19 protein-coding genes and 1 other RNA gene are annotated in these 22,375 nt (G+C 66.2%); 13 read left to right on the top strand and 7 right to left on the bottom strand.

What is annotated here, in order from left to right; genetic code table 11:
- Positions 1-14: 14 nt before the first annotated feature.
- Positions 15-188: a hypothetical protein gene (locus N2604_RS12970; protein WP_260375016.1), complete on the bottom strand. Its 174-nt coding sequence runs from the start codon at positions 186-188 to the stop codon at positions 15-17.
- Positions 189-284: 96 nt separating this feature from the next.
- Between N2604_RS12970 and N2604_RS12975 the strand changes: the two genes are divergently transcribed.
- Entirely contained in the window at positions 285-1,472 is a 1,188-nt protein-coding gene (locus N2604_RS12975; protein WP_260375017.1) for an extensin family protein, read from the top strand.
- 181 nt (positions 1,473-1,653) lie between these two features.
- Here the strand turns inward: N2604_RS12975 and N2604_RS12980 are convergent, their stop codons facing one another.
- Positions 1,654-1,983 carry a DUF6665 family protein gene (locus N2604_RS12980; protein ID WP_260375018.1) on the bottom strand — a complete coding sequence of 110 codons (330 nt, stop codon included), beginning with the start codon at positions 1,981-1,983 and terminating at the stop codon, positions 1,654-1,656.
- A gap of 43 nt (positions 1,984-2,026) precedes the next feature.
- Entirely contained in the window at positions 2,027-2,662 is a 636-nt protein-coding gene (locus N2604_RS12985) for a TetR/AcrR family transcriptional regulator (protein WP_260375019.1), read from the bottom strand.
- 190 nt (positions 2,663-2,852) lie between these two features.
- Here N2604_RS12985 and N2604_RS12990 point away from each other — a divergent pair, with 190 nt between their 5' ends.
- The 4 genes from N2604_RS12990 to N2604_RS13005 all read left to right on the top strand — a co-directional run bounded on the left by N2604_RS12990 (position 2,853) and on the right by N2604_RS13005 (position 9,417).
- Entirely contained in the window at positions 2,853-4,196 is a 1,344-nt protein-coding gene (locus N2604_RS12990) for an HlyD family secretion protein (protein ID WP_260375020.1), read from the top strand.
- Between the two features lie 26 nt (positions 4,197-4,222).
- Entirely contained in the window at positions 4,223-5,809 is a 1,587-nt protein-coding gene (locus N2604_RS12995; RefSeq protein WP_260375021.1) for a DHA2 family efflux MFS transporter permease subunit, read from the top strand.
- 349 nt (positions 5,810-6,158) lie between these two features.
- A complete protein-coding gene (locus tag N2604_RS13000) occupies positions 6,159-7,958 on the top strand; it encodes an ABC transporter ATP-binding protein (RefSeq protein ID WP_260375022.1) in 1,800 nt (599 codons plus the stop codon).
- A gap of 52 nt (positions 7,959-8,010) precedes the next feature.
- Positions 8,011-9,417 carry an MATE family efflux transporter gene (locus N2604_RS13005; protein WP_260375023.1) on the top strand — a complete coding sequence of 469 codons (1,407 nt, stop codon included), beginning with the start codon at positions 8,011-8,013 and terminating at the stop codon, positions 9,415-9,417.
- A gap of 64 nt (positions 9,418-9,481) precedes the next feature.
- Here the strand turns inward: N2604_RS13005 and N2604_RS13010 are convergent, their stop codons facing one another.
- The gene (locus N2604_RS13010) at positions 9,482-10,225 is read right to left on the bottom strand and encodes a sulfite exporter TauE/SafE family protein (protein ID WP_260375024.1); all 744 of its coding nucleotides are present in this window, start codon (positions 10,223-10,225) and stop codon (positions 9,482-9,484) included.
- A 137-nt stretch (positions 10,226-10,362) separates the two neighbouring features.
- Positions 10,363-11,733: a PLP-dependent aminotransferase family protein gene (locus tag N2604_RS13015; RefSeq protein WP_260375025.1), complete on the bottom strand. Its 1,371-nt coding sequence runs from the start codon at positions 11,731-11,733 to the stop codon at positions 10,363-10,365.
- Between the two features lie 79 nt (positions 11,734-11,812).
- Here N2604_RS13015 and N2604_RS13020 point away from each other — a divergent pair, with 79 nt between their 5' ends.
- Positions 11,813-12,250: a DUF983 domain-containing protein gene (locus tag N2604_RS13020; RefSeq protein ID WP_409241711.1), complete on the top strand. Its 438-nt coding sequence runs from the start codon at positions 11,813-11,815 to the stop codon at positions 12,248-12,250.
- 277 nt (positions 12,251-12,527) lie between these two features.
- Here the strand turns inward: N2604_RS13020 and rnpB are convergent.
- Positions 12,528-12,945: RNase P RNA component class A (rnpB, locus tag N2604_RS13025), an RNA gene on the bottom strand.
- A gap of 149 nt (positions 12,946-13,094) precedes the next feature.
- Here rnpB and N2604_RS13030 point away from each other — a divergent pair.
- Positions 13,095-13,448: a YciI family protein gene (locus N2604_RS13030; RefSeq protein WP_260376219.1), complete on the top strand. Its 354-nt coding sequence runs from the start codon at positions 13,095-13,097 to the stop codon at positions 13,446-13,448.
- 137 nt (positions 13,449-13,585) lie between these two features.
- Positions 13,586-14,821: an RNA polymerase sigma factor gene (locus N2604_RS13035; RefSeq protein ID WP_260375027.1), complete on the top strand. Its 1,236-nt coding sequence runs from the start codon at positions 13,586-13,588 to the stop codon at positions 14,819-14,821.
- A gap of 93 nt (positions 14,822-14,914) precedes the next feature.
- Here N2604_RS13035 and N2604_RS13040 read toward each other — a convergent pair whose 3' ends face one another.
- Positions 14,915-15,697, bottom strand: coding sequence for an N-acetylmuramoyl-L-alanine amidase (locus N2604_RS13040; protein WP_409241731.1), 783 nt, complete (start codon positions 15,695-15,697; stop codon positions 14,915-14,917).
- A gap of 518 nt (positions 15,698-16,215) precedes the next feature.
- Here N2604_RS13040 and rsmH point away from each other — a divergent pair.
- The 5 genes from rsmH (at position 16,216) to murF (ending at position 22,301) form a co-directional block, all read left to right on the top strand.
- Positions 16,216-17,205: a 16S rRNA (cytosine(1402)-N(4))-methyltransferase RsmH gene (gene rsmH, locus N2604_RS13045; RefSeq protein ID WP_260375029.1), complete on the top strand. Its 990-nt coding sequence runs from the start codon at positions 16,216-16,218 to the stop codon at positions 17,203-17,205.
- A 3-nt stretch (positions 17,206-17,208) separates the two neighbouring features.
- A complete protein-coding gene (locus N2604_RS13050) occupies positions 17,209-17,601 on the top strand; it encodes a hypothetical protein (RefSeq protein ID WP_260375030.1) in 393 nt (130 codons plus the stop codon).
- Positions 17,598-19,364, top strand: a complete 1,767-nt coding sequence (locus N2604_RS13055) for a penicillin-binding protein 2 (RefSeq protein ID WP_260375031.1) — start codon at positions 17,598-17,600, stop codon at positions 19,362-19,364. The genes N2604_RS13050 and N2604_RS13055 overlap by 4 nt, the downstream gene beginning before the upstream one ends.
- 85 nt (positions 19,365-19,449) lie before the next feature.
- Entirely contained in the window at positions 19,450-20,922 is a 1,473-nt protein-coding gene (locus N2604_RS13060) for a UDP-N-acetylmuramoyl-L-alanyl-D-glutamate--2,6-diaminopimelate ligase (RefSeq protein ID WP_260375032.1), read from the top strand.
- Positions 20,919-22,301, top strand: coding sequence for a UDP-N-acetylmuramoyl-tripeptide--D-alanyl-D-alanine ligase (gene murF, locus N2604_RS13065; protein ID WP_260375033.1), 1,383 nt, complete (start codon positions 20,919-20,921; stop codon positions 22,299-22,301). The genes N2604_RS13060 and murF overlap by 4 nt, the downstream gene beginning before the upstream one ends.
- Positions 22,302-22,375 lie beyond the last annotated feature (74 nt).

A 22,375-nucleotide genomic window follows, 5' to 3' on the forward strand; every position in this document is an offset into this window, starting at 1 on the left:
TTGATCGATGCCGTCTAAATCATCCCGAGCACGATGGCGCCGACGAAGGCCATGGCGAGGTAGGCGGTGATCACGCTCAGTCTGCCGGCGAACGTCATGAGGTCGCTCCGCTGGTCGCGCGCTTTGCCGCGGCCGTCATGGTTAACAGAGAGTCTTCCACCGAAAAAGTAAGTCTTGCTGTCGCTCATCGGCGGTGGCCGCGCGCGAGTGCACCCGGCATGGTTAAGGAAGGCTGAAATCAACGTGTTGAAGAGTCTTTAAGTAAATTCACCGAACGTGCGTGCATGACGCGCGGAGTTCGTTTGTATCTCGTCGGCTCCATCGTCCTTGTTTCGCTAGCGGGTTGCGGCCGCGGCTTCTTCCAGGCCGAGCGCGAACCGTGGCGGGCCGAGGCGGAAGCCGCATGCCTGAAATCGGGCGCGGTCAAGGAAAGTGCGGACATCGTCCGCATCGACCCGATCTCCGGACCTGGCAGCTGCGGCGCCGAGTTTCCGCTCAAGGTCGCCGCCATCGGCGAAGCCTCCAGCACCTATGGCTTTGCCGACGAGTCGCTGCGCCCGCCCGGCAGCATCGGCAACCAGCCGCGTTGGCCGGTGCAGCCGCAGAGCCAGGGCTATCCGACATCATCCTATCCGCAGCGCCCGAACTATCCGGAGAGCGCGGTGCGCCAGCCCGCCGGCTATGGTGCATCGTCGGGGCCGATGTCGCTGAACGCACCCGGCGTGGCCGCGCAGGAGGACGAGATCGATCTGCCGCCCGAGGGCACCGATGCCGCGGGTGCGGCGCGCTACATGAACGCACCGAGCTATCCGGCTCGTCCGGCGCCCTACTCGCAGGCGCCCGCACAGCAGCCGCTGCCGCGTCTTGGTCCCGCGCAGGGCAATCCCGTCACGACCGTCGGTCCGGTCGCGATCAAGCCGACCGCGACGCTCGCCTGTCCGATCGTGTCCGAGCTCGACCGCTGGCTCGCCGACACGGTGCAGCCTTCGGCGATGCGCTGGTTCGGCGTGCGCGTCGCCGAGATCAAGCAGATCTCCGCCTATTCCTGCCGCGGCATGAACGGCAATCCGCACTCCCACATCTCCGAGCACGCCTTCGGCAATGCGCTCGACATTTCGGCCTTCGTGCTCGCCGACGGCCGCCGCGTCACCATCAAGGACGGCTGGCGCGGCATGCCGGAAGAGCAGGGATTCCTGCGCGACGTGCAGTCGGGTGCGTGCGCGCATTTCACCACCGTGCTGGCGCCGGGCTCGAACGTCTATCACTACGATCACATCCACGTCGATCTGATGCGCCGCGCCAGCCGCCGCCTGATCTGCCAGCCCGCCGCGGTGTCGGGCGAAGAAGTTGCCTCCCGCGCGCAATCGCGCAGACCCTATGCGAGTGCGCGCGAGCCGTCGGTGACCGGCTCGCTCGGTGCGCGCAGGAGCACGATGCACAAGCGGGAAGAGGACGAGTACGCCGACGATTAGGGAGGCCCGTGCCGTCCCCAGCCACTCGCATGTAGCAATCTAGAAGGTCGTCATGCCCGGGCTTGTCCCGGGCATCCACGTTCTTGGTGCCGCGGGCAAGGGCGTGGATGGCCGGGACAAGCCGGCCATGACGATGTGGAAGCTTCATCGGCCTAAGCGCCGGCATATGCGGGTCACGGATCTACGCCAGCTTCGACGGTGCCAATCCCATGCAGCGCTGCACTTCGCCCGGGACGTTGTAGGTGCGCATGATGTGGCGGCTGTCGCGCAAGCCGGACGCCTCGCGTTGCACCACGAACATCCAGAGCGCATGGCCGGCTTCCAGCACCAGCTTGCGCCTGGCCGGTTGCATCGCTTCCGGCACTTCGGACGCGGCGTGGGCGGCGTCGAACTCGCGCAAACGCGAGAGGCTCTGTTCGAGGGCGCGGCCCATCCGTCCAAGCGCCGAGGCCTGTTCCTGGACGATCTCGTAGTGGAGGATGTCGACCGGCGGGCGAAGATCACGAGACATGGCCGCAATATAGTGCCGCCCGGCCCGCAGCCGCAACGCGCCACTATCTCGCCTTGTACGCCGCCAGGAACATCCGCGTTGCGCTCTCGACCACCGCGCTCATGCGCTGTTCCGACGGCGCGGGCTCCGCCTGAAACACGAACGGCAGGAACAGCGAGGCCTTGCACAGTTCCATGAACTGCGAGGCTGCAAGATCGCAGTCGTCGATCGCGAGATCGCCCGATGCGACACGGGCCTTGAGATAAGAAGAGAGGCGGTTGATGCTCTTGTCCAGCACGCGCGCATAGTAACGCCGGCCGACATCCGGCATGCGCTCGGCGATCGCCATCACGGTGCGGATCGCCGATCCGCCGCCGGGCCGGCAGACCAGGTGAAGATAGGCGAGGCCGAACTCCTTCAGCGTGCTCTCGGCCTCGCGGTCGGGATCGAAGCTGAACACGACCTGGCCATGCTGGAGCGCCTCCTGCTCGAGGATGGCTTCGAACAGCGCGCATTTGTCGGCGAAGTAGACGTAGAGTGTGCCCTTGGAGACCTGCGCGGCGCGCGCGATCTCGCCCATGCTGGCGCCGTCGAAGCCCAGATCCATGAACACCTTGCGGGCACCGTCCAGGATCTGGCGGCGCTTGGAATTGTCCTCGTCCTGGACGATGCGCAATTGTTCGCTGGCGGCTACAACCATTGGTTTAGGGTCTCGGAAGGTTTTTGGATCGGGATTAAGCCATGAAACGCCAATAAAGGATTCGCGGTAGTAAGGTCTGTCGGGAATAATCTGTATATTGACCGAACCGTTCGGTCAATGATATTTGAGATCCGCGCGAGGAAACCGCAACTGCGGCCGCCCTCGGGTTGCACCTTTTGGGGAGGCCTTGATGGCCATATCGAGAGACCAGACGGCTCGCGTCCTTCGCCAGGAAGCGGTGGAGGACCAGACGGGCGCTGGTGCTGCCTCCGAGACATCCGCACCCCCTGCCGACGCACCCCCTGCCGAGCAGCTGCGCGCTCACGTGGCCGAGGAAACGAAGCGTCCGACCCGCGAGGCGCCGGAGAAGCCGGTCGATAAGCCGGCCGCACCTGCGCCGGACGCCACCGCGCCCAAGTCCGGTGCGCCCAAGTCCGGTGCGCCCAAGTCCGGCAAGCGCAAATTCGTCCTGACCGGCGTCGGCCTCGCGCTGGCGCTCGCCGTTGCAGGCTATGCCGGCTATTACACGCTGGTCGGCCGCTTCTACACCTCGACCGACGACGCCTATGTTCGCGCCAACAACACCATGCTCGGCGCGCGCGTCGCCGGCCACATCTCCTCGATCCTGGCCGGCGACAACACGCCCGTCCGAGCCGGCGACATCGTCTTCCGCATCGACGATGGCGATTACAGAATCGCGGTCGAAGCCGCCGCGACCAAGATCGCGACCCAGCAGGCCACCATCGATCGCATCGGCCGCCAGGTCGCAGCTCTCGACAGCCAGGTCGCCCAGGCCAAGGCGCAGCTCGTCTCCGCCGAAGCGGGCCTCAAGCGCGCCGATCTCGATTATGAGCGCCAGCAGGCGCTGAGCAGCAAGGGCTTTGCCTCGCGCGCCACCTTCGAGAGCTCGGAAGCCGGCCGCGACCAGGGCGCCGCCGCGGTCAAGGCCGCGCGAGCCGCCTACGAGGTTGCCGTCAGCAATGTCGACGTCGCCAAGGCGCAGCAGGCCGAAGCGCAGGCCCAGCTCGCCGAGCTCAAGACCACGCTCGCCAAGGCCGAGCGCGACCTCGGCTTCACCGCGGTGCGCGCGCCGGTGAACGGCACGTTCTCGAACCGTCTGGTCAACACCGGCGACTTCGTCGCGGTCGGCCAGCGCCTCGGCAACATCGTGCCGCTGGACGACGTCTATATCGACGCCAACTTCAAGGAGACGCAGCTCAAGCGCATCCGCCCCGGCCAGCCGGTGACGATCAAGGTCGATGCCTACGGCATGCGCAAGTTCTCCGGCGTCGTCGACAGCATCGCGGCAGGCGCGGGCTCGGTGTTCACGCTGCTGCCGCCCGACAACGCCACCGGCAATTTCACCAAGATCGTGCAGCGCGTGCCGGTCCGCATCCGCGTGCCCAAATCGGTGGCGAAGCAGAACCTGCTCCGCGCCGGCATGTCGGTCTACGCCACCGTCGACACCAACAAGGGCGCCGCCGACGCCGACAGCGAGGTCGATCTCGACGATCCCACGGTCCATCCGCAGTAGCCAACCCGAGCACTGCGAGATCGACGATGGCCACCGCCACCACCGCTTCGCCCGACATGATGGCGGATCCCGCTTCGGAGCGCATTGCGCCGAAGCGGCTGTTTGCATTCATCATCATGGTGTTCGGGATGTTCATGTCGATCCTCGACATCCAGATCGTCTCGGCCTCCTTGAGCGAAATCCAGGCCGGGCTGTCGGCGAGCTCCAGCGAGGTCTCCTGGGTTCAGACCGCCTATCTGATCGCCGAGGTGATCGCGATCCCGCTGTCGGGATTCCTGTCGCGCGCCTTCGGTACGCGGCTGTTGTTCGCGATCTCGGCGGCCGGCTTCACCTTCTCGAGCCTGCTCTGCGGCTTCGCCACGACGATCGAGGAGATGATCCTCTGGCGCGCGCTGCAGGGCTTTCTCGGCGCCGGCATGATCCCGACGGTGTTCGCTTCGGCCTACACCGTCTTCCCGCGCACGAAATTCCACATTGTCGGACCCATCATCGGTCTCGTCGCGACGCTGGCCCCGACCGTTGGACCGACGGTCGGCGGCTACATCACCGATCTGATGTCGTGGAACTGGCTGTTCTTCATCAACGTCGTGCCCGGCATCGGCATTACATTGGGCGTGCTGGCGCTGGTCGATTTCGACGAGCCGCATTTCGAGCTGCTTGATCGCTTCGACTGGTGGGGCCTGCTGTTCATGGCCAGCTTTCTCGGCACGCTGGAATACGTGCTGGAGGAAGGCCCGCAATATCAATGGATGCAGGACACGTCGGTCGCGATCTGCGCCTGGATCTGCGCGATCTCGGCCATCGCCTTCTTCTGGCGCGTGTTCACGGCGGCCGAGCCGATCGTCAATCTGCGCACCTTCTCCGACCGCAATTTCGCCGTCGGATGCACGCTGCAATTCTGCATCGGCATCGGTCTCTACGGCCTGACCTACATCTATCCGCGCTATCTCGCCGAAGTGCGCGGCTACAGCGCGCTGATGATCGGCGATACCATGTTCGTCTCCGGCATCACCATGTTCCTGGTCGCGCCGCTGGTCGGCCGGCTCATGGCCAAGCTCGACCTGCGCTACATGATCGCGTTCGGCCTCGTCGTGTTCGCGATCGGCTCCTACCAGATGACCTGGATCACCCGCGATTACGACTTCTACGAGCTGCTGGTGCCGCAGATCCTGCGCGGCATCGGCATGATGTTCGCGATGGTCCCGACCAACAACGTCGCACTCGGCACGCTGGCACCTGACAAGGTGAAGAACGCGAGCGGCGTGTTCAACCTGATGCGCAATCTCGGCGGCGCGCTCGGCCTCGCCGTCATCAACACCGTGCTCAACGACCGCACCGACCTGCATATCACTCGTCTGCAGGAGCGCGTGACCTGGGGCAACGCGACCGCGACCGAAACCCTGAGCATGTTCATGCAGAAATTTCAGGGGCTTGGCGATTCCACGCTGATGGCCATGAAGCAGCTTTCCCAGCTGGTTCATCGCCAGGCCGTGGTGATGAGCTTTGGCGATGCCTTCTTCATCCTGACGCTGTTCTATCTGGCCCTCAGCTTCCTGGTGGTGCTGCTGAAGAGGCCGCCGTCGCCGTTCGGCGCCGGCGGCGACGCGCACTAATTTGCAACACTCGTGCGTGATCTCGCGCGAGGCCCGTTGCAATTCACGAGCGACACATCTATAAAGCGCACCTCATTCATTCGAACCGGGGAGAGATTTGCATGATTTCGTCGCAATCGCAGATCGTACGCCCGCGCTCGATGATGACCTCGATCACGTTCTGGCTCGGTATGTACGCGGCCTGCTAGAGGCCTCTTCCGCCAGCTTCGATCGGGCCAAGGTTTTGGCCAAGCGTCCCGATCGCTTCGTTTCCCAAGTCGAAATCAGTTTTAGGTGACGCCGTCCCGCCCTCGCGGCCGGCCTGCGTCCATCGATGGAGCCGGCCCGCGCGAAGCGGCCGGATGATGCCATGACCGCTCTGTCCAAGAAGCCTGCGGCGATTCGCGTCGTGCTTTCCTTCGTGTTCAAGCACTGGCTGAAGCAGCCGGGGCGCGGCCTCGTCGTGGCCGGCGGCCTGCTCGGCGCAACCGCCGCCGATTTGTTCATGCCGGTCTTCTCCGGACACCTGATCGACGCGCTGACCCGCGGTCCGTCCGACCCCGATGCGCGGCATGCGGCGCTGGTCGCGTTCGGCGCCATCGTGGCGCTGGGCGCGGCCTCGATGGTGCTGCGGCTCGCAGGATTGCAGGCGATCGTGCCGTTCACGCTGCAGATCATGTCCGAGGTCGCGCAGGAGGCGTTCACGCGCGTGCAGCGCCTCTCGACCGACTGGCACGCGAACTCCTTCGCCGGCTCCACGGTCCGCAAGATCAGCCGCGGCATGTGGGCGCTCGACCTGCTCAACGACACGCTGCTGCTCGCGCTGTTGCCGTCGTTCGTCGTTCTGATCGGCTCGATGATCCTGCTCGGCGTGCACTGGGCCTCGCTCGGCGCGGTGATCGCGCTCGGCGCGCTGGCCTATGTCACGATGACGGTGCTGTTCTCGACCCGCTACGTCGCGCCGGCCGCGCGCGTCTCCAATGCCTGGGACACCAAGGTCGGCGGCACGCTGGCGGATGCGCTGACCTGCAATGCGGTGGTGAAATCCTTCGGCGCGGAGCTGCGCGAGGACGCGCGGCTCGCCCGCGTCATCAACCGCTGGCGCACGCGCGTGCGGCGGACCTGGTTTCGCTACAACCACACCGCCATGGCGCAGCTCACGCTGCTGCTGGCCTTGCGCGCCTCGGTGATCGGCGGCTCCGTTTTGCTGTGGGTCTCCGGCTACGCCTCGCCCGGCGACGTCACCTACGTGCTGACGAGCTACTACGTCATCCACGCCTATCTGCGCGACGTCGGCATGCACATCAACAACCTCCAGCGCTCGGTCAACGACATGGAGGAGCTGGTGGCGATCCACGACGAGCCGATCGGCATTGCCGATGCGGCCCATGCGCAGCCGATCGCGATCGAAGGCGGCGAGATCGTGTTCGACGATGTCACGTTCCAATACGGCGGACATCGCACGCCGCTCTATGACGGGCTGTCGCTGACGATCCGCGCCGGCGAGCGGGTCGGCCTCGTCGGCCGCTCCGGCTCCGGCAAGACCACCTTCGTCAAGCTGGTGCAGCGGCTCTACGACGTCACCGGCGGCCGGGTGCTGATCGACGGGCAGGACATCGCGCTCGCCACGCAGCAATCGCTGCGCAGCCAGATCGCGATCGTGCAGCAGGAGCCGATCCTGTTTCACCGCACGCTCGCCGAGAACATCGCCTATGGCCGGCCCGGCGCCAGCTTAGAGGCGATCGAGCAGGCGGCGCGGCTTGCCAATGCGCACGACTTCATCCTGCGCCTGCCGAAGGGTTACGGCACCCTGGTCGGCGAGCGCGGCGTGAAATTGTCGGGCGGCGAGCGGCAGCGCGTGGCGCTGGCGCGCGCCTTCCTGGCGGATGCTCCGGTGCTGATCCTGGACGAGGCGACCTCGAGCCTCGATTCGGAATCGGAGGCGCTGATCCAGGAGGCGATGGAGCGGCTGATGAAGGGGCGCACGTCCATTGTGATCGCGCACCGGCTGTCGACGGTGAAGAGCCTCGATCGCATCCTGGTGTTCGATCGCGGCGAGATAGTCGAGCAAGGCACGCATGCTCTGCTCGCGGCCAAGCCGGGAGGCATCTATCGCGGCCTGTTCGAGCGCCAGGTGGTGGAGCTCGGACGGATCGCAGCAGCGGAATGACGCGCGTCGCCGGTGGACGAAGGCCGGTCACGTCGCGTGAGGATGGAATGACATGAAAGACCTGACACACGGCTCCATCGTGAGACACATCCTGGCGATGGCGCCGCCCATCATGGTCGGCATGATCTCGATCATGATCTGCCAGCTGGTCGATCTGTATTTCGTATCTGGCCTCGGCGATGCCGCGGTTGCCGGCGTCGCCGCGGCCGGCAATGCCGGCTTTCTCGTCAACGCCTTGATGCAGGTGCTCGGCGTCGGCACGGTGGCGCTGATCGCGCATGCCGTGGGACGCAAGGACCGGGCGGATGCCAACCTGATCTTCAACCAGGCGGTCGTGCTGTCGGTGCTGGCGGGCGTCTTGACCTTCGTGATCGGTGCGGCGCTGTCGCGCCCCTACATGCGCTCGGTCGCGCCCGACCAGGCCACTGTCGAGGCGGGGACCACCTATCTGTTGTGGTTCATGCCGGCGCTCGCGGTGGAGTTCGCCATGCAGGTGCTGGCTTCGGCGCTGCGTGCGACCGGGATCGTGCGCCCCGCAATGGTCGTGCGCGCGCTCGCAGTCGCCATCAACATCGCGCTGGCGCCGGTGCTGATCTCGGGCTGGGGCACGGGCTACGCGCTCGGCGTCGCCGGCGCGGGGCTGGCGAGCTCGCTGGCAGTCTTCATCGGCGTGCTGATGCTGCTGGTCTATTTCCTCAAGCTGGAGCGTTATGTCGCCTTTCATCCCGCGCAGTGGCGGCCGCGGCTTTCGCGGTGGAAGCGGATCCTCGGTGTCGGTCTGCCCGCCGGTGGCGAGTTCGTGATGGTCTTCATCATCATGGGGGTCGGCTTTTACGTGCTGGGCGGATTCGGCCCGGCGGCGCAGGCAGGATTTGGCATCGGAACGCGTCTCCTCGGCCTGATCCAGATGCCGGCGCTTGCCATCGCCCTTGCTGCAGGACCTATCGCCGGCCAGAATTTCGGTGCGGGCAACGGCGCGCGCGTGCGGGAGACCTTCGTCAAGGCGGCGCTGATCGCGACCGCCGTGATGATTGTTTTCCTGGTGCTCGCGCAACTCATGCCGGGTCTGTTGCTTGCGGGCTTCTCGCAGGACCAGGAGACGATGGCGGTTGCGTCGCTTTTTCTGCGCATCGTCTCGCTCAACATGGTGATGCAGGGACTGATCTTCACCTGCTCGAGCATGTTTCAGGGGCTTGGCAACACCAAGCCGGTGTTGTGGACCTCGGTCGTGCGGGTGCTCACCTATTCTCTGCCGTCGATCTGGCTCTCGACCTGGCCGGGCTTTCGAATGGAGCATGTCTGGTATTTGTCGCTTGCGACGGTCGCACTCCAGGCCGTCCTGAGCGTGTGGCTGCTGCGACGCGAGTTCAGGAAGCGCCTTACATTGCCACCTCAGGGGAGGGCTCCGGAGCAGGAGCGCCCCGAACCCGCTGCACCTCTCGTCCGCGAGCCTGCATAGAGACAGCCTGTTATCCCCCCGGCGCCGGCCGGGGGCATGACGCACGCCGCGAAGAGGCGCAGAGCTAAAGCGCGCCGATGCTGTTCCAGACGAGAGTGAGGCCCGACAGAAACAAGAGACCGAGCACGACATCGCCGAAATGCTTGTCGTTCAGTGCGTGATAGACGCGTGCACCGGCCCATGCGCCGATCAGCGTCCCGGGAAATGCAACGGCCGCGAGCCAGACCACCTTGAAGGCGACGAGGCCCGACGCCGTCTGCAGCAGCAGTGCGGTGGCCAGCACCGTGAAATTGAAGAGCTGGAAGATGCCGCGCCGCTCGTGCTTGTTCCAGCCGCGGATATTGGCCCACAGGATCGGCAGCGGTCCCGAGAGTCCGGCGAGGCCACCTAGAATGCCGCCGGCAAAGCCGACCGCGCCGTCGGCGACCCGGCCGCCGGCTTTGATCGCGAGCGGCCTCTTGTTGAGGTATAGTGCACTCGAGAAGATCAGAATCAATACGCCGACGCTCAGCTTGAACACTTTTGGATCGGCCGAGGCGACCAGCATGGTCCCGAGCGGCACGCCGAGCAGGCCGCCGATCAGGAACGGCCAGACCAGCGAGAGGTTGAAGTTCTTCCACATCGAGGGCAGCGTCGAGGTCTGCGCGATCACCGAGCAGATCAGCACCAGGGGCACCGCGAGCGAGGGCGGCAGCACGTAGAGCCAGATGCCGAGCGCCATCAACGCCGTGCCGAACCCGGCCAGCCCAGAGACGAAGCCGCCGGCGAGCGCGCCGAGCAGCAGCAGGACGTAGGTGAGCGTTTCCAACAGATTGTCCTTGTCGCAAGGGGCGATCCCGACCGGTCGATCGCACGGCTCGCATAACATGCCTGCCGCCATCGAGGTCAATCCATTCCGCACGCAGGCGTGATCTGCGGCGTTCCAGCGCCGTCATCGTCGACGATCTAGACGATCTGCCTGGTGTCGGCAGGCTTCCGCAGCGCGCCGCCCAGGATGCGCAGCGCTTCCGTCAACTCCGATCTGTTCCGGGCCGCGCCCAGCGAGACGCGTGCCGCATGCGGCGGTGCCCCGTCGACGGTGAAGGCATCGCCGGCGACGACCGCAAGCCCATTCCGCAGGAGATGTGCGGCAAGATCGGGCCGCTCCTCCGGCAGTCGCAGCCACAGATGATGCGCCGCGGGCCTGGCCAGGAACTGAAACCCTTTCAGCGCGCGTTGCGCGAGCTGCTGGCGGCCGATCGCTTCGTTGCGGATGGCGCTGATGATGCGATCGGCAACGCCGTTTTCGATCCAGTGCGTCACCAGCGCGACCATCAGGGGCGCCGGCATCTGCACGGTCGCCTGCAGGGAGGTGCGCATGTCCCGCTGCGCGCCGCTGTCGGGCGTCATCAGATAGGCGACGCGCAGCGCCGGCGCGATGCATTTTGACAGCGTGGTCGCAAGATAAGTCCGCTCCGGAATGAGGTTCGCGATCGGTGAGGCCGAGCGGTCGAGCAGTCCGTAGGCGTCGTCCTCGATCAGGATGGTGCCGGCATCGCGGACGATCTTCGCGATGGCGCCGCGCCGCTCGGCGGAAAGCGTCGCCGTGGTCGGATTGTGCAGCGTCGGAATGAGATAGACGGCTTTCGGCTTGTGCACGCGGCACGCCTTTGCCAGCGCATCCGGCAGGATGCCGCCCTCATCCATGGGGACACCGACGAGCTTGACGCCGAGCCGGGCCGCGGCGGCCTTGATGCCGGGGAAGGTGAGGGCTTCGGTCAGCACGGTTTCGCCGGGCCGCGCAAGATGGGCGAGCAGGTTGAACAGGATCGTCTGAGCGCCGGGAAAGATCACCAGCCCGTCGGCCTGCGCATGCGGAACGCGGGCGCGCATCCAGCGCGCCGCGACCTCGCGCTCATGTGCGCTGCCGCCGGGCGGCTGGTAGTTGAGATACGCCGTCAGGCCCGATTGCGCGCGGAGGGTCTCCAGCCCGGCGATGATGCGCTCGTCGAGCTGCGCCTCCAGCGGGTGCGGCGGCACGTTCATCGACAGGTCGATCGCGACCGGGTGCGGCAGGTCGACCGCGCGCCGCGCGCTGGTCTCCGACACGAACGAGCCCTGTCCGACGCGGGCTTCCATGATGCCGCGGCGCCGCGCCTCGGTGTAGGCGCGCGTCACGGTGGTGAGGTCGATGCCGAGTGCTTTTGCCAGCGCGCGCTGCGTCGGCAGCTGTTGACCGCGCACCAGCCTGCCGGCGGCGATGTCGGCCTCCATCGCCTCAACGATCCGCTGGTAGCGCGGGCCCGAAAGCTCCGAGATTGTAGGGATCCATTCCATGCAATTTATGCCCATAACCTTTGAATGTATGGATGCAATATATTATTGTATGGACCATCGAAAAGGAAGAGGTGTGGTCATGTCTGTCTCTCTGGCGACGGTCTCCCTAGCCAAGGCGATGTGGCGCGGTGTCAGCGGCAGATGTCCGAATTGCGGGGAAGGGCACATGTTCGGCCGCTTCCTCAAAGTGACGGAGGCTTGCGACCATTGCGGCGAGGAGCTGTTCCACCAGCGCGCCGACGACTTTCCCGCCTATCTCGTGATGGTGGTGGTCGGCCATCTCGTGGTGCCGGCGATCCTCGCGGTCGAGACCGCCTACGCGCCGCCGGAATGGCTGCAGCTCGCGGTGTGGCTGCCGGTGACGCTGCTCGCCTCGCTCGCGCTGCTGCAACCGACCAAGGGCGCGATCGTCGGGCTGCAATGGCAGCTCGGCATGCATGGTTTCGAGGCGAGCAAGCTGCGGCGCGAGGCCGGCGAGCTTGCGCCGGTGCTGGTGAAGGACACGCGCGCGGCCTGAAGCGAGGGCGCTGATGGCGATACTGCGAGAGTAACTCTTGTCGTCATTCCGGGGCTCGCGCAGCGAGAGCCCGGAATCATTTCTCCACCGTCTCTGCCGCCTGATGGATTCCGGGTTCTCGCTGCGCGAGCCCCGGAATGACATCGGTTGAACGGCTGCGCGCTCGGCCAAATTGGTGAGGGGTCCGATGCGCTAGCATCGAACCCCTCGTTGCTTCCTAGCAAGACGCGTTTTCTTCACGCGAACCGGAAACCCACTTCGCTCGAAAACGCTTTAGAACATCAGCCGGCCTGTAAGCCGGGTTCTGTAGGGCACCGTCCGCTTGCGCGAACGATACGTGACGGCCATTCCTCTGGGACCATGTTTGCACACGGCCTCGAGCAACCTACCCGGACGGCGGGCCTGACATCGCCCCGCGGCGTTATCGCTTTCGCGAACAGCCCGCTTAAGCCGTCCCTATTCGGTTTTGCTCCCGGTGGGGTTTGCCCTGCCGGCTCCGTTGCCGGAACCGCGGTGCGCTCTTACCGCACCTTTTCACCCTTACTTCCTCCGCAGAGGAAGCGGTTCGTTCTCTGTGGCACTTTCCCTGGGGTCACCCCCGCCGGACGTTATCCGGCACCGCATGTCAAGGGAGCCCGGACTTTCCTCCCCGGCGGCCTTTCGGCACCTGCCGGAGCGGCCGTCCGGCCGACTGACGGCTTAGGCATGGGCATTTGTGACGGTTTCGTCAAGCCGATATCGCCGCGCACGGCCCGCCCGGAATAATTTATCCTGAAGATGTCGTTTGGCGCGCCGCCCGTTCGACTGGATGTCGGCGATCCAGCCGAACAACAGGAGTGAAGCGATGCAATATCTGCTGATGATCTACCAGAACGAGGTCGAGTACGCGAAGAACGATGAGGCGACCAGCCAGAAGATCCTGGCCGAGTACCAGGCTTTCACGCAAAGCATCGTCCAGAGCGGCAACTACAAGGGAGGCGACCGCTTGCGGCCGACCACGACCGCGACGACGGTGCGCGTGCGCGACGGCAAGACGCTGACGACCGACGGTCCATTCGCCGAGACGCGCGAGCAGCTCGCGGGCTATTACCTGATCGAGGCCAAGGATATCGACGCGGCGATCGCGATCGCGGCCAGGATTCCCAGTGCGCGCATCGGCTCGATCGAGGTGCGGCCGATTTGGGTGCACGACAAGTGACGGCGAAGCCGTCATTCCGGGGCTCGCGAAGCGAGAACCCGGAATCTCGCGCCTCAACCTTGAGATTCTCAGGTGCGCACTTGCGCACCGAGGTTCGTGCTGCGCATGCCCCGGAATGACGTGCAAGGCATCGTTCAATGACCCCTTCCGAAATCGACAGGATCTTTCGCGATGAGGCGGGGCGGGCGCTGGCCACGCTGATCCGCCTCGTCGGCGATTTCGATCTGGCGGAGGACGCGCTCCAGGATGCGTTCGCCGTCGCGCTCGATCGCTGGGCGGCGGGCGAGGTGCCGGACAATCCGCGCGCCTGGCTCGTCAATGTCGCGAGGCACAAGGTGATCGATCGCATCCGCCGCCAGGCCGTCTTCCGCGGCAAGCAGCAGGCGCTGGTGCACGAGCTCGAGCTGAATGCGCTGGGCCTCGACGAGCCGCCGGCGATGCTGGACGACGACATGCTGCGGCTGATCTTCACCTGCTGCCATCCCGCCTTCGCGCCCGAGGTGCAGGTCGCGCTGACGCTGCGCACCGTCTGCGGCCTCTCCACCGCACAGGTCGCGCGCGCCTTCCTCGTCGGTGAGGAGGCGATGGCGCAGCGGCTGGTCCGTGCCAAGCAGAAGATCAGGCTCGCCGGCATTCCCTACGAGGTGCCGGAGCGTGAGGCGCTGCCGGCGCGGCTCGACGGCGTACTCGCAGTGATCTATCTCGTCTTTACCGAGGGCTATGTCGCGACATCGGGTGCTGACCTGATGCGCCCCGACTTCGCGGCGGAGGCGATCCGGCTCGCCCGCCTGCTCGATGGTTTGATCCCCGACCGCTCCGGTATCAAGGGGCTGCTCGCTCTCATGCTGTTGCACGACGCCCGTCGCGCGGGGCGCGAGACCGTGGCCGGCGACATCGTGCTGCTCGAAGAGCAGGACCGCGCCCTCTGGGATCGCGCGCAGATCGAGGAGGGGTTGCGCCTGGTCGACGAGGCGCTGCGCATGCCTGGCCCGCCGCAACCCTACGCCGTGCAAGCCGCGATCGCCGCGCTGCATGCTCGTGCGCCGAGTTATGAAGAGACCGACTGGCGGCAAATCGCCGGGCTCTACGCGGTCTTGCTGCGCATCAATCCCTCGCCCGTGATCGAGCTCAACCACGCGGCGGCGCTGTCGATGGTCGATGGGCCCGCCCGTGCGCTCGATCTGGTCGATGCGATCGCCGCGCGCGGCGGGCTTCGCGGCTATGACCTGTTGCCCGCCGTGCGCGCGGATCTGTTGCGGCGGCTCGGCAGGACGGAGGAGGCGCGCGAGGCCTATCGTGCAGCGACGGCGGCGACGCAGTTGGAGCCACTGCGACGGTTGTATGCGCGGCGTATGAGGGAGATGGACAACTAGCCCCGTCATTCCGGGGCGATGCGAAGCATCGAGCCCGGAATCTCGAGATTCCGGGTTCGCACTTCGTGCGCCCCGGAATGACGTCTCACGCCGTCACTTCGACGCGACCGGCGTTCCTTCCGCCGGCAGGCTCGCCAGCAGCGCCTGCAAGGTCGACAGCGTCGAATGATCGGCGACGCCGTCCAGCCGCGCCGGGCGGAAATGGCGCTGGAAGGCGGTGACGACTTCCATCGTGGCAGCGTCGTACTTGCCGTTCAGGGGCACGCCATAGCCGTACCTTGCCAGCGCCTGCTGCATGCTCAGCACCGCGTCGCTGATGGTGCCGAGCATCAGGCTCTCGCCGCGGACGATCGGTGCGGGCGTCACCCAGTGGCCGACGCCGGAATTGGCCAGCGAATGCCACGGAAATTTCTCGCCGGGATCCTTCTTGCGGGCGGGCGCGACGTCGGAATGGCCGAGCACCCGGTGCGCCGGCACGTTGCGGCGGAGCATGATGCCGCGGCAGAGCGCGATCACGGCGGCGATCTGGCGCAGCGGAAACTCAGGATAGCCCCAGTCATGGCCGCGATTGATGATCTCGATGCCGATCGAGCAGGAGTTGATGTCGTCCTCGCCGGCCCAGGAGGAGACGCCGGCGTGCCAGGCACGCTTGGCCTCGGGCACGCATTGCACGATGCGGCCGTCCTCCAGCACGACATAGTGCGCCGACACTTCGGTGCCGGCGGTGCAAAGGCGCGCCAGCGCGCCTTCGACATCGGGCATGCCGGTGTAGTGCAGCACGATCATGTCCGGCTGCCGTCCCTTGCTGCGCTCGCCATGGTTCGGTGACGGGATGATGTCCGAGACGATCGAGGAATCGGGCTCGAACGTCCGCAGGCCCGCCACGGTCTTGGGAACCGGGAGAACGCGGTGACGCTTCGAATCGGATCCAGGCGTGGACGAACCGGAGGGCATGAGCAGCTCAGACGGAAGGAGAGTGGGGAAAGCCCTTCTCTTTACTATTCCTTTACCCTCCAGCGCGCGCAATCGCGCGGCGCGGTTAACGGATTCATTTTGGCGATGTGTGTGGATGAAGCATCACCCCCTCGTCACCTTTTCCACTTGTCACGAGCGCGGCAACGCTTTCTTAACGCTAAGGGCCGTTACTGAGCGATGAAGAGCCGACCCGCGTCCGGAGGCGGCCAAAGCGTATTTTGGCTCGAAATCCCATGGCTGCCCGACAAATTCCGCTGGGAACACTGGGTTTGTGGCCCGGGACGATCGGGCTCGGTAACCATGCTGGACAGGGGCTTTGTCGTGGAACCGCCGCGACGCGCAACGATTCGAGGCGTTATGGGCTTGTTCGGCCCCGATCCCGCTTGGGCATCGGGCCGGGTGGTCGGCAGGCGTCGCGCATGAGCTCGGTTCCGCACATCCCCGTTCTTGGCCGCGAGGCTATCGGCCATCTTGCCCCGCGCGAGGGCGGCGTCTACGTCGACGCCACTTTTGGTGCCGGCGGCTATAGCCGCGCGATCCTGGAGGTGCCGGGAACCCGACTCATCGCCATCGATCGCGACCGCACCGCGATTGCCGGCGGTGCCGAGCTGGTCGAACGCTCCGCCGGCCGGCTGACGCTGGTCGAGGACCGCTTCTCCAACCTCGCCGAGGTCTGCGCGGCGCAAGGCGTCGATGGCGTTGACGGCGTCGTGATGGATGTCGGCGTGTCCTCGATGCAGCTCGACCAGGCCGGCCGCGGCTTCTCCTTCCGTCTCGACGGTCCGCTCGACATGCGGATGGGGCAGACAGGCCCGACCGCGGCGGACGTCGTCGCGCGCGCCTCCGAAGGCGATCTCGCCGACATCATCTATCTCTTCGGCGAGGAGCGGCATTCGCGCCGCATCGCCCGCGCCATTGTGGCGGACCGCCAGGAAACTCCGTTCACGACCACGCGCGCGCTCGCCGATCTCGTCGGCAGGGTGGTGCGATCGAAGCCCGGCGACATTCACCCGGCGACCCGGACGTTCCAGGCGCTGCGCATCTTCGTCAACGAGGAGCTCGAGGAACTCCAGACGGCGCTCGCTGCGGCCGAGCGCGTGCTCAAGCTCGGCGGCCGCCTCGTCGTCGTCTCGTTTCATTCGCTGGAAGACCGCATCGTCAAGAACTTCCTCTCCGAGCGTTCCAAGACCGGCGGTGGTTCGCGGCATCTGCCGGAAGTCGCGCAAGTTGCGCCGAGCTTCCAGCTGCTGACGCGGCGGCCGGTCGTCGCCGGCGAGGACGAAGTTGCGCATAATCCGCGCGCGCGATCGGCAAAGCTGCGCGCCGCCGAGCGCACCGCGGCGCCGGCCCATGAGACCGATGAGGCATCGTCCTGGCCGAAGCTCGCCGACGTGATGAGGGGCGGCTAGCGCATGCGCATCATCCACCTCCTCGTCATCGGTGCGCTGATCTTCGCAGCCGCCCATGTCTACCGCATCAAGATGGACTCCACGGCGCGCACCGAGAAGGTGCTGCGGCTGCGTGCGGAGATCCGCGAGCAGCGCGATGCGATCGCGGGGCTGCGCGCCGAGTGGGCCAAGCTCGATGCGCCGCTGCGGCTGCAAGGCCTGTCCGACCGGCATCTGCACCTCAAGCCGGTCAACGGCACGCAATATGATTCGTTGAAGAACCTGCCGGAGCGTCCGCCGCGGATGTTCAGGCCGGGCGAGCCCGATCCGATCGGGGCCATGCTCAAGACCATCGAAGCTGCGAGCGACCCTGATACGGTGACGGGCTCCGTGCCTCAGACCGAGGACAAGCAATGAGCCCGGCCACGCCTGCAAGACCAACCGAAAAGTCGACCGAGAAGTCGACCGAGCCTTGGCGGCGGCGGCTGATCCGAAGCCTGCTCTACGGGCGCAACGTCGATCGCGCCGCGAAGGCGCGCGCGCGCGTGGGGCTTGCGATGCTCGCCTTCGCTTCGGTCTATGCGCTGATCGGCGGGCGACTCGTGATGTTCGCGATCGGCGCCGACGCCCACAGCGCGCGCCGCGCCGCGGCGCAGGAGGTGGTTGCGACCGCGCGGCCCGACATCGTCGACCGCAACGGCGCCATCCTTGCCACCGACGTCAAGGCGGCGAGCCTGTTCGGCGAGCCGCGCCGCATCATCGACAAGGACGAGGCGATCGAGCTCTTGACCGCGACCATTCCCGACCTCGACGAGGCCGAGGTGCGCGAGCGCTTGAAGACACGCAAGGGCTTCGTCTGGCTCAAGCGCGAGGTCACGGCGGCGCAGCAGCAGGCCGTTCACAAGCTCGGCATTCCCGGCATCGGCTTCCTGCGCGAGAACAAGCGCGTCTATCCGACCGGCAACGAGGTCGCCCACCTCATCGGTCTCGTCAACATCGACAACCAGGGTATCGCCGGCCTCGAGAAGTGGCTCGACAATCAAGGGCTCGCCGACCTCCACCGCGCCGGCTTTGCCACCGACCGGCTGCAGAAGCCGATCGAGCTTTCGGTCGATCTGCGCGTCGAGCATGCGCTGCGCGACGAGCTGTTGAAGGCCAAGGACAAGTTCCACGCCAAGGCCGCCTCCGGCATCGTCTCCAACGTCAAGACCGGCGAGATCGTGGCGATGGTGTCGCTGCCCGACTTCGATCCCAACAATCCGAAGGAAGCGCACGACCCCGACCGCATCAACCGCCTGACCACCGGCGTCTACGAGATGGGCTCGACCTTCAAGGCGTTCACGCTGGCGATGGCGCTCGATTCCGGCAAGATCAATCTGAACTCGATGTGGGACGCGCGCGGAAACCTGCACTACGGCAAGTTCACGATCCACGACAGTCATCCGCTCGGGCGTTTCATCAACACCAAGGAAGTGTTCACCTACTCCTCCAACATCGGCGCGGCGCGGATCGCGCTCGGCCAGGGCGTGGAGGCGCACAAGGCCTTCCTCGCCAAGATGGGCCAGATGACGCGGCTGCGCACCGAATTGCCGGAGAGCGCGGCGCCGCTGCTGCCGCGGCGCTGGAGCGAGCTGAACACGGTCACCGCTGCGTTCGGCCAGGGCCTGTCGGTGGCGCCGCTGCAAGCGGTGATGGGCATCAACGCGCTCGTGAACGGCGGCTATCTGATTCCGCCGACCTTCATGAAACGCAGCGAGTCCGAAGCCATGGCGATGGCCAAGCGCGTCATCAAGCCGGAGACCAGCGACAAGATGCGGTTCCTGATGCGGCTCAATGCCGAAGTCGGTTCGGCGAGAAAGGCGGACGTCAAGGGCTACTACGTCGGCGGCAAGACCGGCACGTCCGAGAAAGTCATCAACGGTCGCTACGCCAAGAAGCGCGTGCTCAATTCCTTCACGGCAGTGATGCCGTGCGATGATCCGAAGTACCAGGTGCTCGTCATGCTGGACGAGCCGCAGGCGCTGCCGGAAACCCATGGTTTCATCACCTCAGGCTGGAACGCAGTGCCGACCGGCGGCAAGGTGATCGAGCGGATCGCGCCGCTTCTGGGGGTCGAGCCACGGTTCGACCTGCCGCCGTCCGAGCGCCTTATTCTTGCAGCATCCAGGACAACCCAGTAATCAACCGGGTGGGCCATCGCCGGTGCTGAGTCGGGATTTTTCCTTAGGATTCGGCTTTCCGGCAGGGCATGTCGACTGGAAGACCATGAAGCTGCGCGACCTCTTGGGTCAGGATGTTCCGGGGAATGATGCCGCGATCGAGCCCGCCGCTGCGGCGCTCGAGGTGAGCGGCATTGCGCTCGACAGCCGCGCGGTGAAGCCGGGCGATCTCTTCTTCGCGCTGGCGGGCAGCAAGACCGACGGCGCCCGCTTCGTCGATGCTGCGGTCGCTGCCGGCGCGGTGGCCGTCGTCGGCGACCACGCGCCGGCCACCTGCAAGGTGCCGTTCATCGCGGTCGCCAATCCGCGCCGCGCGCTGGCGATGGCCGCGGCAAGGTTTTTCCCGGCGCAGCCTGCGACGATCGCCGCGGTGACCGGAACCAGCGGCAAGACCTCGGTCGCCGCGTTCACGCGCCAGATCTGGGAGCGGCTCGGGCACGCCTCCGCCAGCATCGGCACCATCGGTCTCGTCTCGCAAAAGCGCACCGTCTACGGCTCGCTGACCACGCCGGATCCGATCGCGCTGCACCGGCAGTTAGATGAGATCGCGCGCGAAGGCGTCACGCATCTTGCCTTCGAGGCGTCCTCGCACGGGCTCGATCAATATCGCCTCGACGGCGTGCGCATCTCGGCCGGCGGCTTCACCAATCTCTCGCGCGACCATATGGATTACCATCCGACCGTCGCGCATTATCTCGCGGCCAAGCTCCGCCTGTTCCGCGAGCTGGTGCCGCCCGGCGGCGCCGCGGTGATCTCGGCCGATCATGATTGCTCGGCGGAGGCGATCGATGCGGCGACATCGCGCGGCCTGCGCGTGATGGCGGTCGGGCGCAACGGCGATGGCGCAGGCGAGGGCATCCGCCTCACGGAGGCGGTGGTCGAAGGTTTCTCGCAAAAGCTTATGGTCGAGCATCGCGGCAGGAATTACGCGATCCGGCTGCCGCTGGTCGGCGAATTCCAGATCGAGAACGCGCTGGTGTCGGCCGGCCTTGCCATTGGCACCGGCAGCGATGCTGAAAACGTGTTCGCAAGCCTCGAGCATCTCGAAGGCGCCAAGGGCCGGCTCGAGCGCGTCGGCGAGCGCGGCGGCGCGCCGATCTTCGTCGACTACGCGCACAAGCCCGATGCGCTGGCGAAGGCGCTGCAGGCGCTGCGGCCTTATGCGAAGCGCAGGCTGGTCGTCGTATTCGGCGCCGGCGGCGACCGCGATGCCGGCAAGCGCCCGATCATGGGCGAGATCGCGGCGGAGAATGCCGACGCCGTCATCGTCACCGACGACAATCCGCGCAGCGAGAGGCCGGAAGCGATCCGCGCCGCGATCCTCGCCACCGCGAAGGGTGCCCGCGAAATCGGCGATCGCGCCGAGGCGATCCGCGCCGCGATCGAGGACTTGCAGGAGGGCGATGCGCTGCTCATCGCCGGCAAGGGCCACGAAACCGGGCAGATCGTCGGCGGCGAGGTGCTGCCTTTCAGTGATCACGAGGCGGTTGCCGCCGCATTAGCGTCGAGGGTTGCATGAGCGGGCCGATATGGACGATTGCCGAGGTCGCGCGTGCGCTTGGCGTTTCCGGATCGTTCCCGGAGACGCCAATCGACTTCGTCACCCAGGACAGCCGCCTGGTGAAGCCGGGCAGCCTGTTCGTCGCGCTCAGCGGCACGCCGAGCGGCGGCTTCATCTCGGCTTTCGCCAGCGCGCGCGACGGCTGGGAGTTCGCCGACAAGGCAGAAGCTTCAGGCGCGGTCGCGATGATCGTGCCACACGAGATCGCGGGCATCCGCATTCCTCAGATCGTCGTCAAGGACACGCTGATCGACGGCCTCTGGGGCCTCGCGCGCGCCGCACGCGCGCGCTTCAATGGCCCGGTGATCGGGCTGACCGGCAGCGCCGGCAAGACCAGCACCAAGGAATTCCTCGCCGCCTATCCGAACGCCTATGCGAGCCCCTCGAGCTTCAACAATTTCTGGGGCGTGCCGCTGACGCTGTGCAATGCCAGGCGGGACGCCAGCCTCTGGGTCGTCGAGATGGGCATGAACCAGCAAGGCGAGATCGCCCGGCTCAGCGAGCTCACCCAGCCGACCGTCGCGCTCGTCGTCAACGTCCAGCCGGTGCATCTGGAAAAGCTCGGCTCGCTCGAGGCCATCAGGCGTGAGAAGGTGTCGATCGCGCTGGGCCTGCCCGAGGACGGCGTGCTGGTGCTGCCGGCCGGAATCAAGGCTTCCGAGTGGAAGGGCAAGGTCGTGCGCTTCGGCGGCGAGCATGCCGAGGTGCACGAGGTCGCGCACGCGCCGCACGGCGAGAGCTGGCAGGTCGTGGCCGTGATCGGCAAGAAGGAGATCGCCTTCAGCCTCACCCCTGGCGCGCCGCACCGGGTGCACAATGCGCTGGCTGCGCTCGCCTCGGTTCATGCCGCGCATCTCGACGTCGCGACCCTCGCGGTCAAGCTCGATCGCGTCGGCATCATGACCGGCCGCGGCTTCGAGCAGGCGGTCGGCGACATCACGGTGATCGACGACAGCTTCAACGGCAATCCGGCCAGCGTGGCCGCGGCGCTGCAAAGCCTCCAGGCGCGCAACATGAGCGGCGGCCGCCGCATCGCGATTCTCGGCGACATGCTCGAGCTCGGCGAGGACGCACCGAGCTATCACACCGGCCTCGCCAGGCATCTCGACGGCATCGACGGCGTTTATTGCGTCGGACCGCTGATGCGCCATCTGTTCGACGCATTGCCATCGGGCAAGGGCCTCGGCTGGCATGACGATCCCACCACGCTGAAGCCGGGCGAGGTCGCAAATCTGCTGAAGGCAGGCGACGTCGTGGTTGTCAAGGGCAGCAAGAAGATGTTCTGGGTCAACAAGTTTGTGCCGGGGCTGGTGGCCGCCTTGCAGGCAAAGGCGTAAACTGCTTGGAAGACGCCGTTCCCGAATCCCATCCTTTGCGGCGGAAGCCGTCCGTTTCCCGAAACGTGCGGCCC

The sequence above is a fragment of the Bradyrhizobium sp. CB1015 genome, from assembly GCF_025200925.1.
Taxonomy (GTDB): domain Bacteria; phylum Pseudomonadota; class Alphaproteobacteria; order Rhizobiales; family Xanthobacteraceae; genus Bradyrhizobium.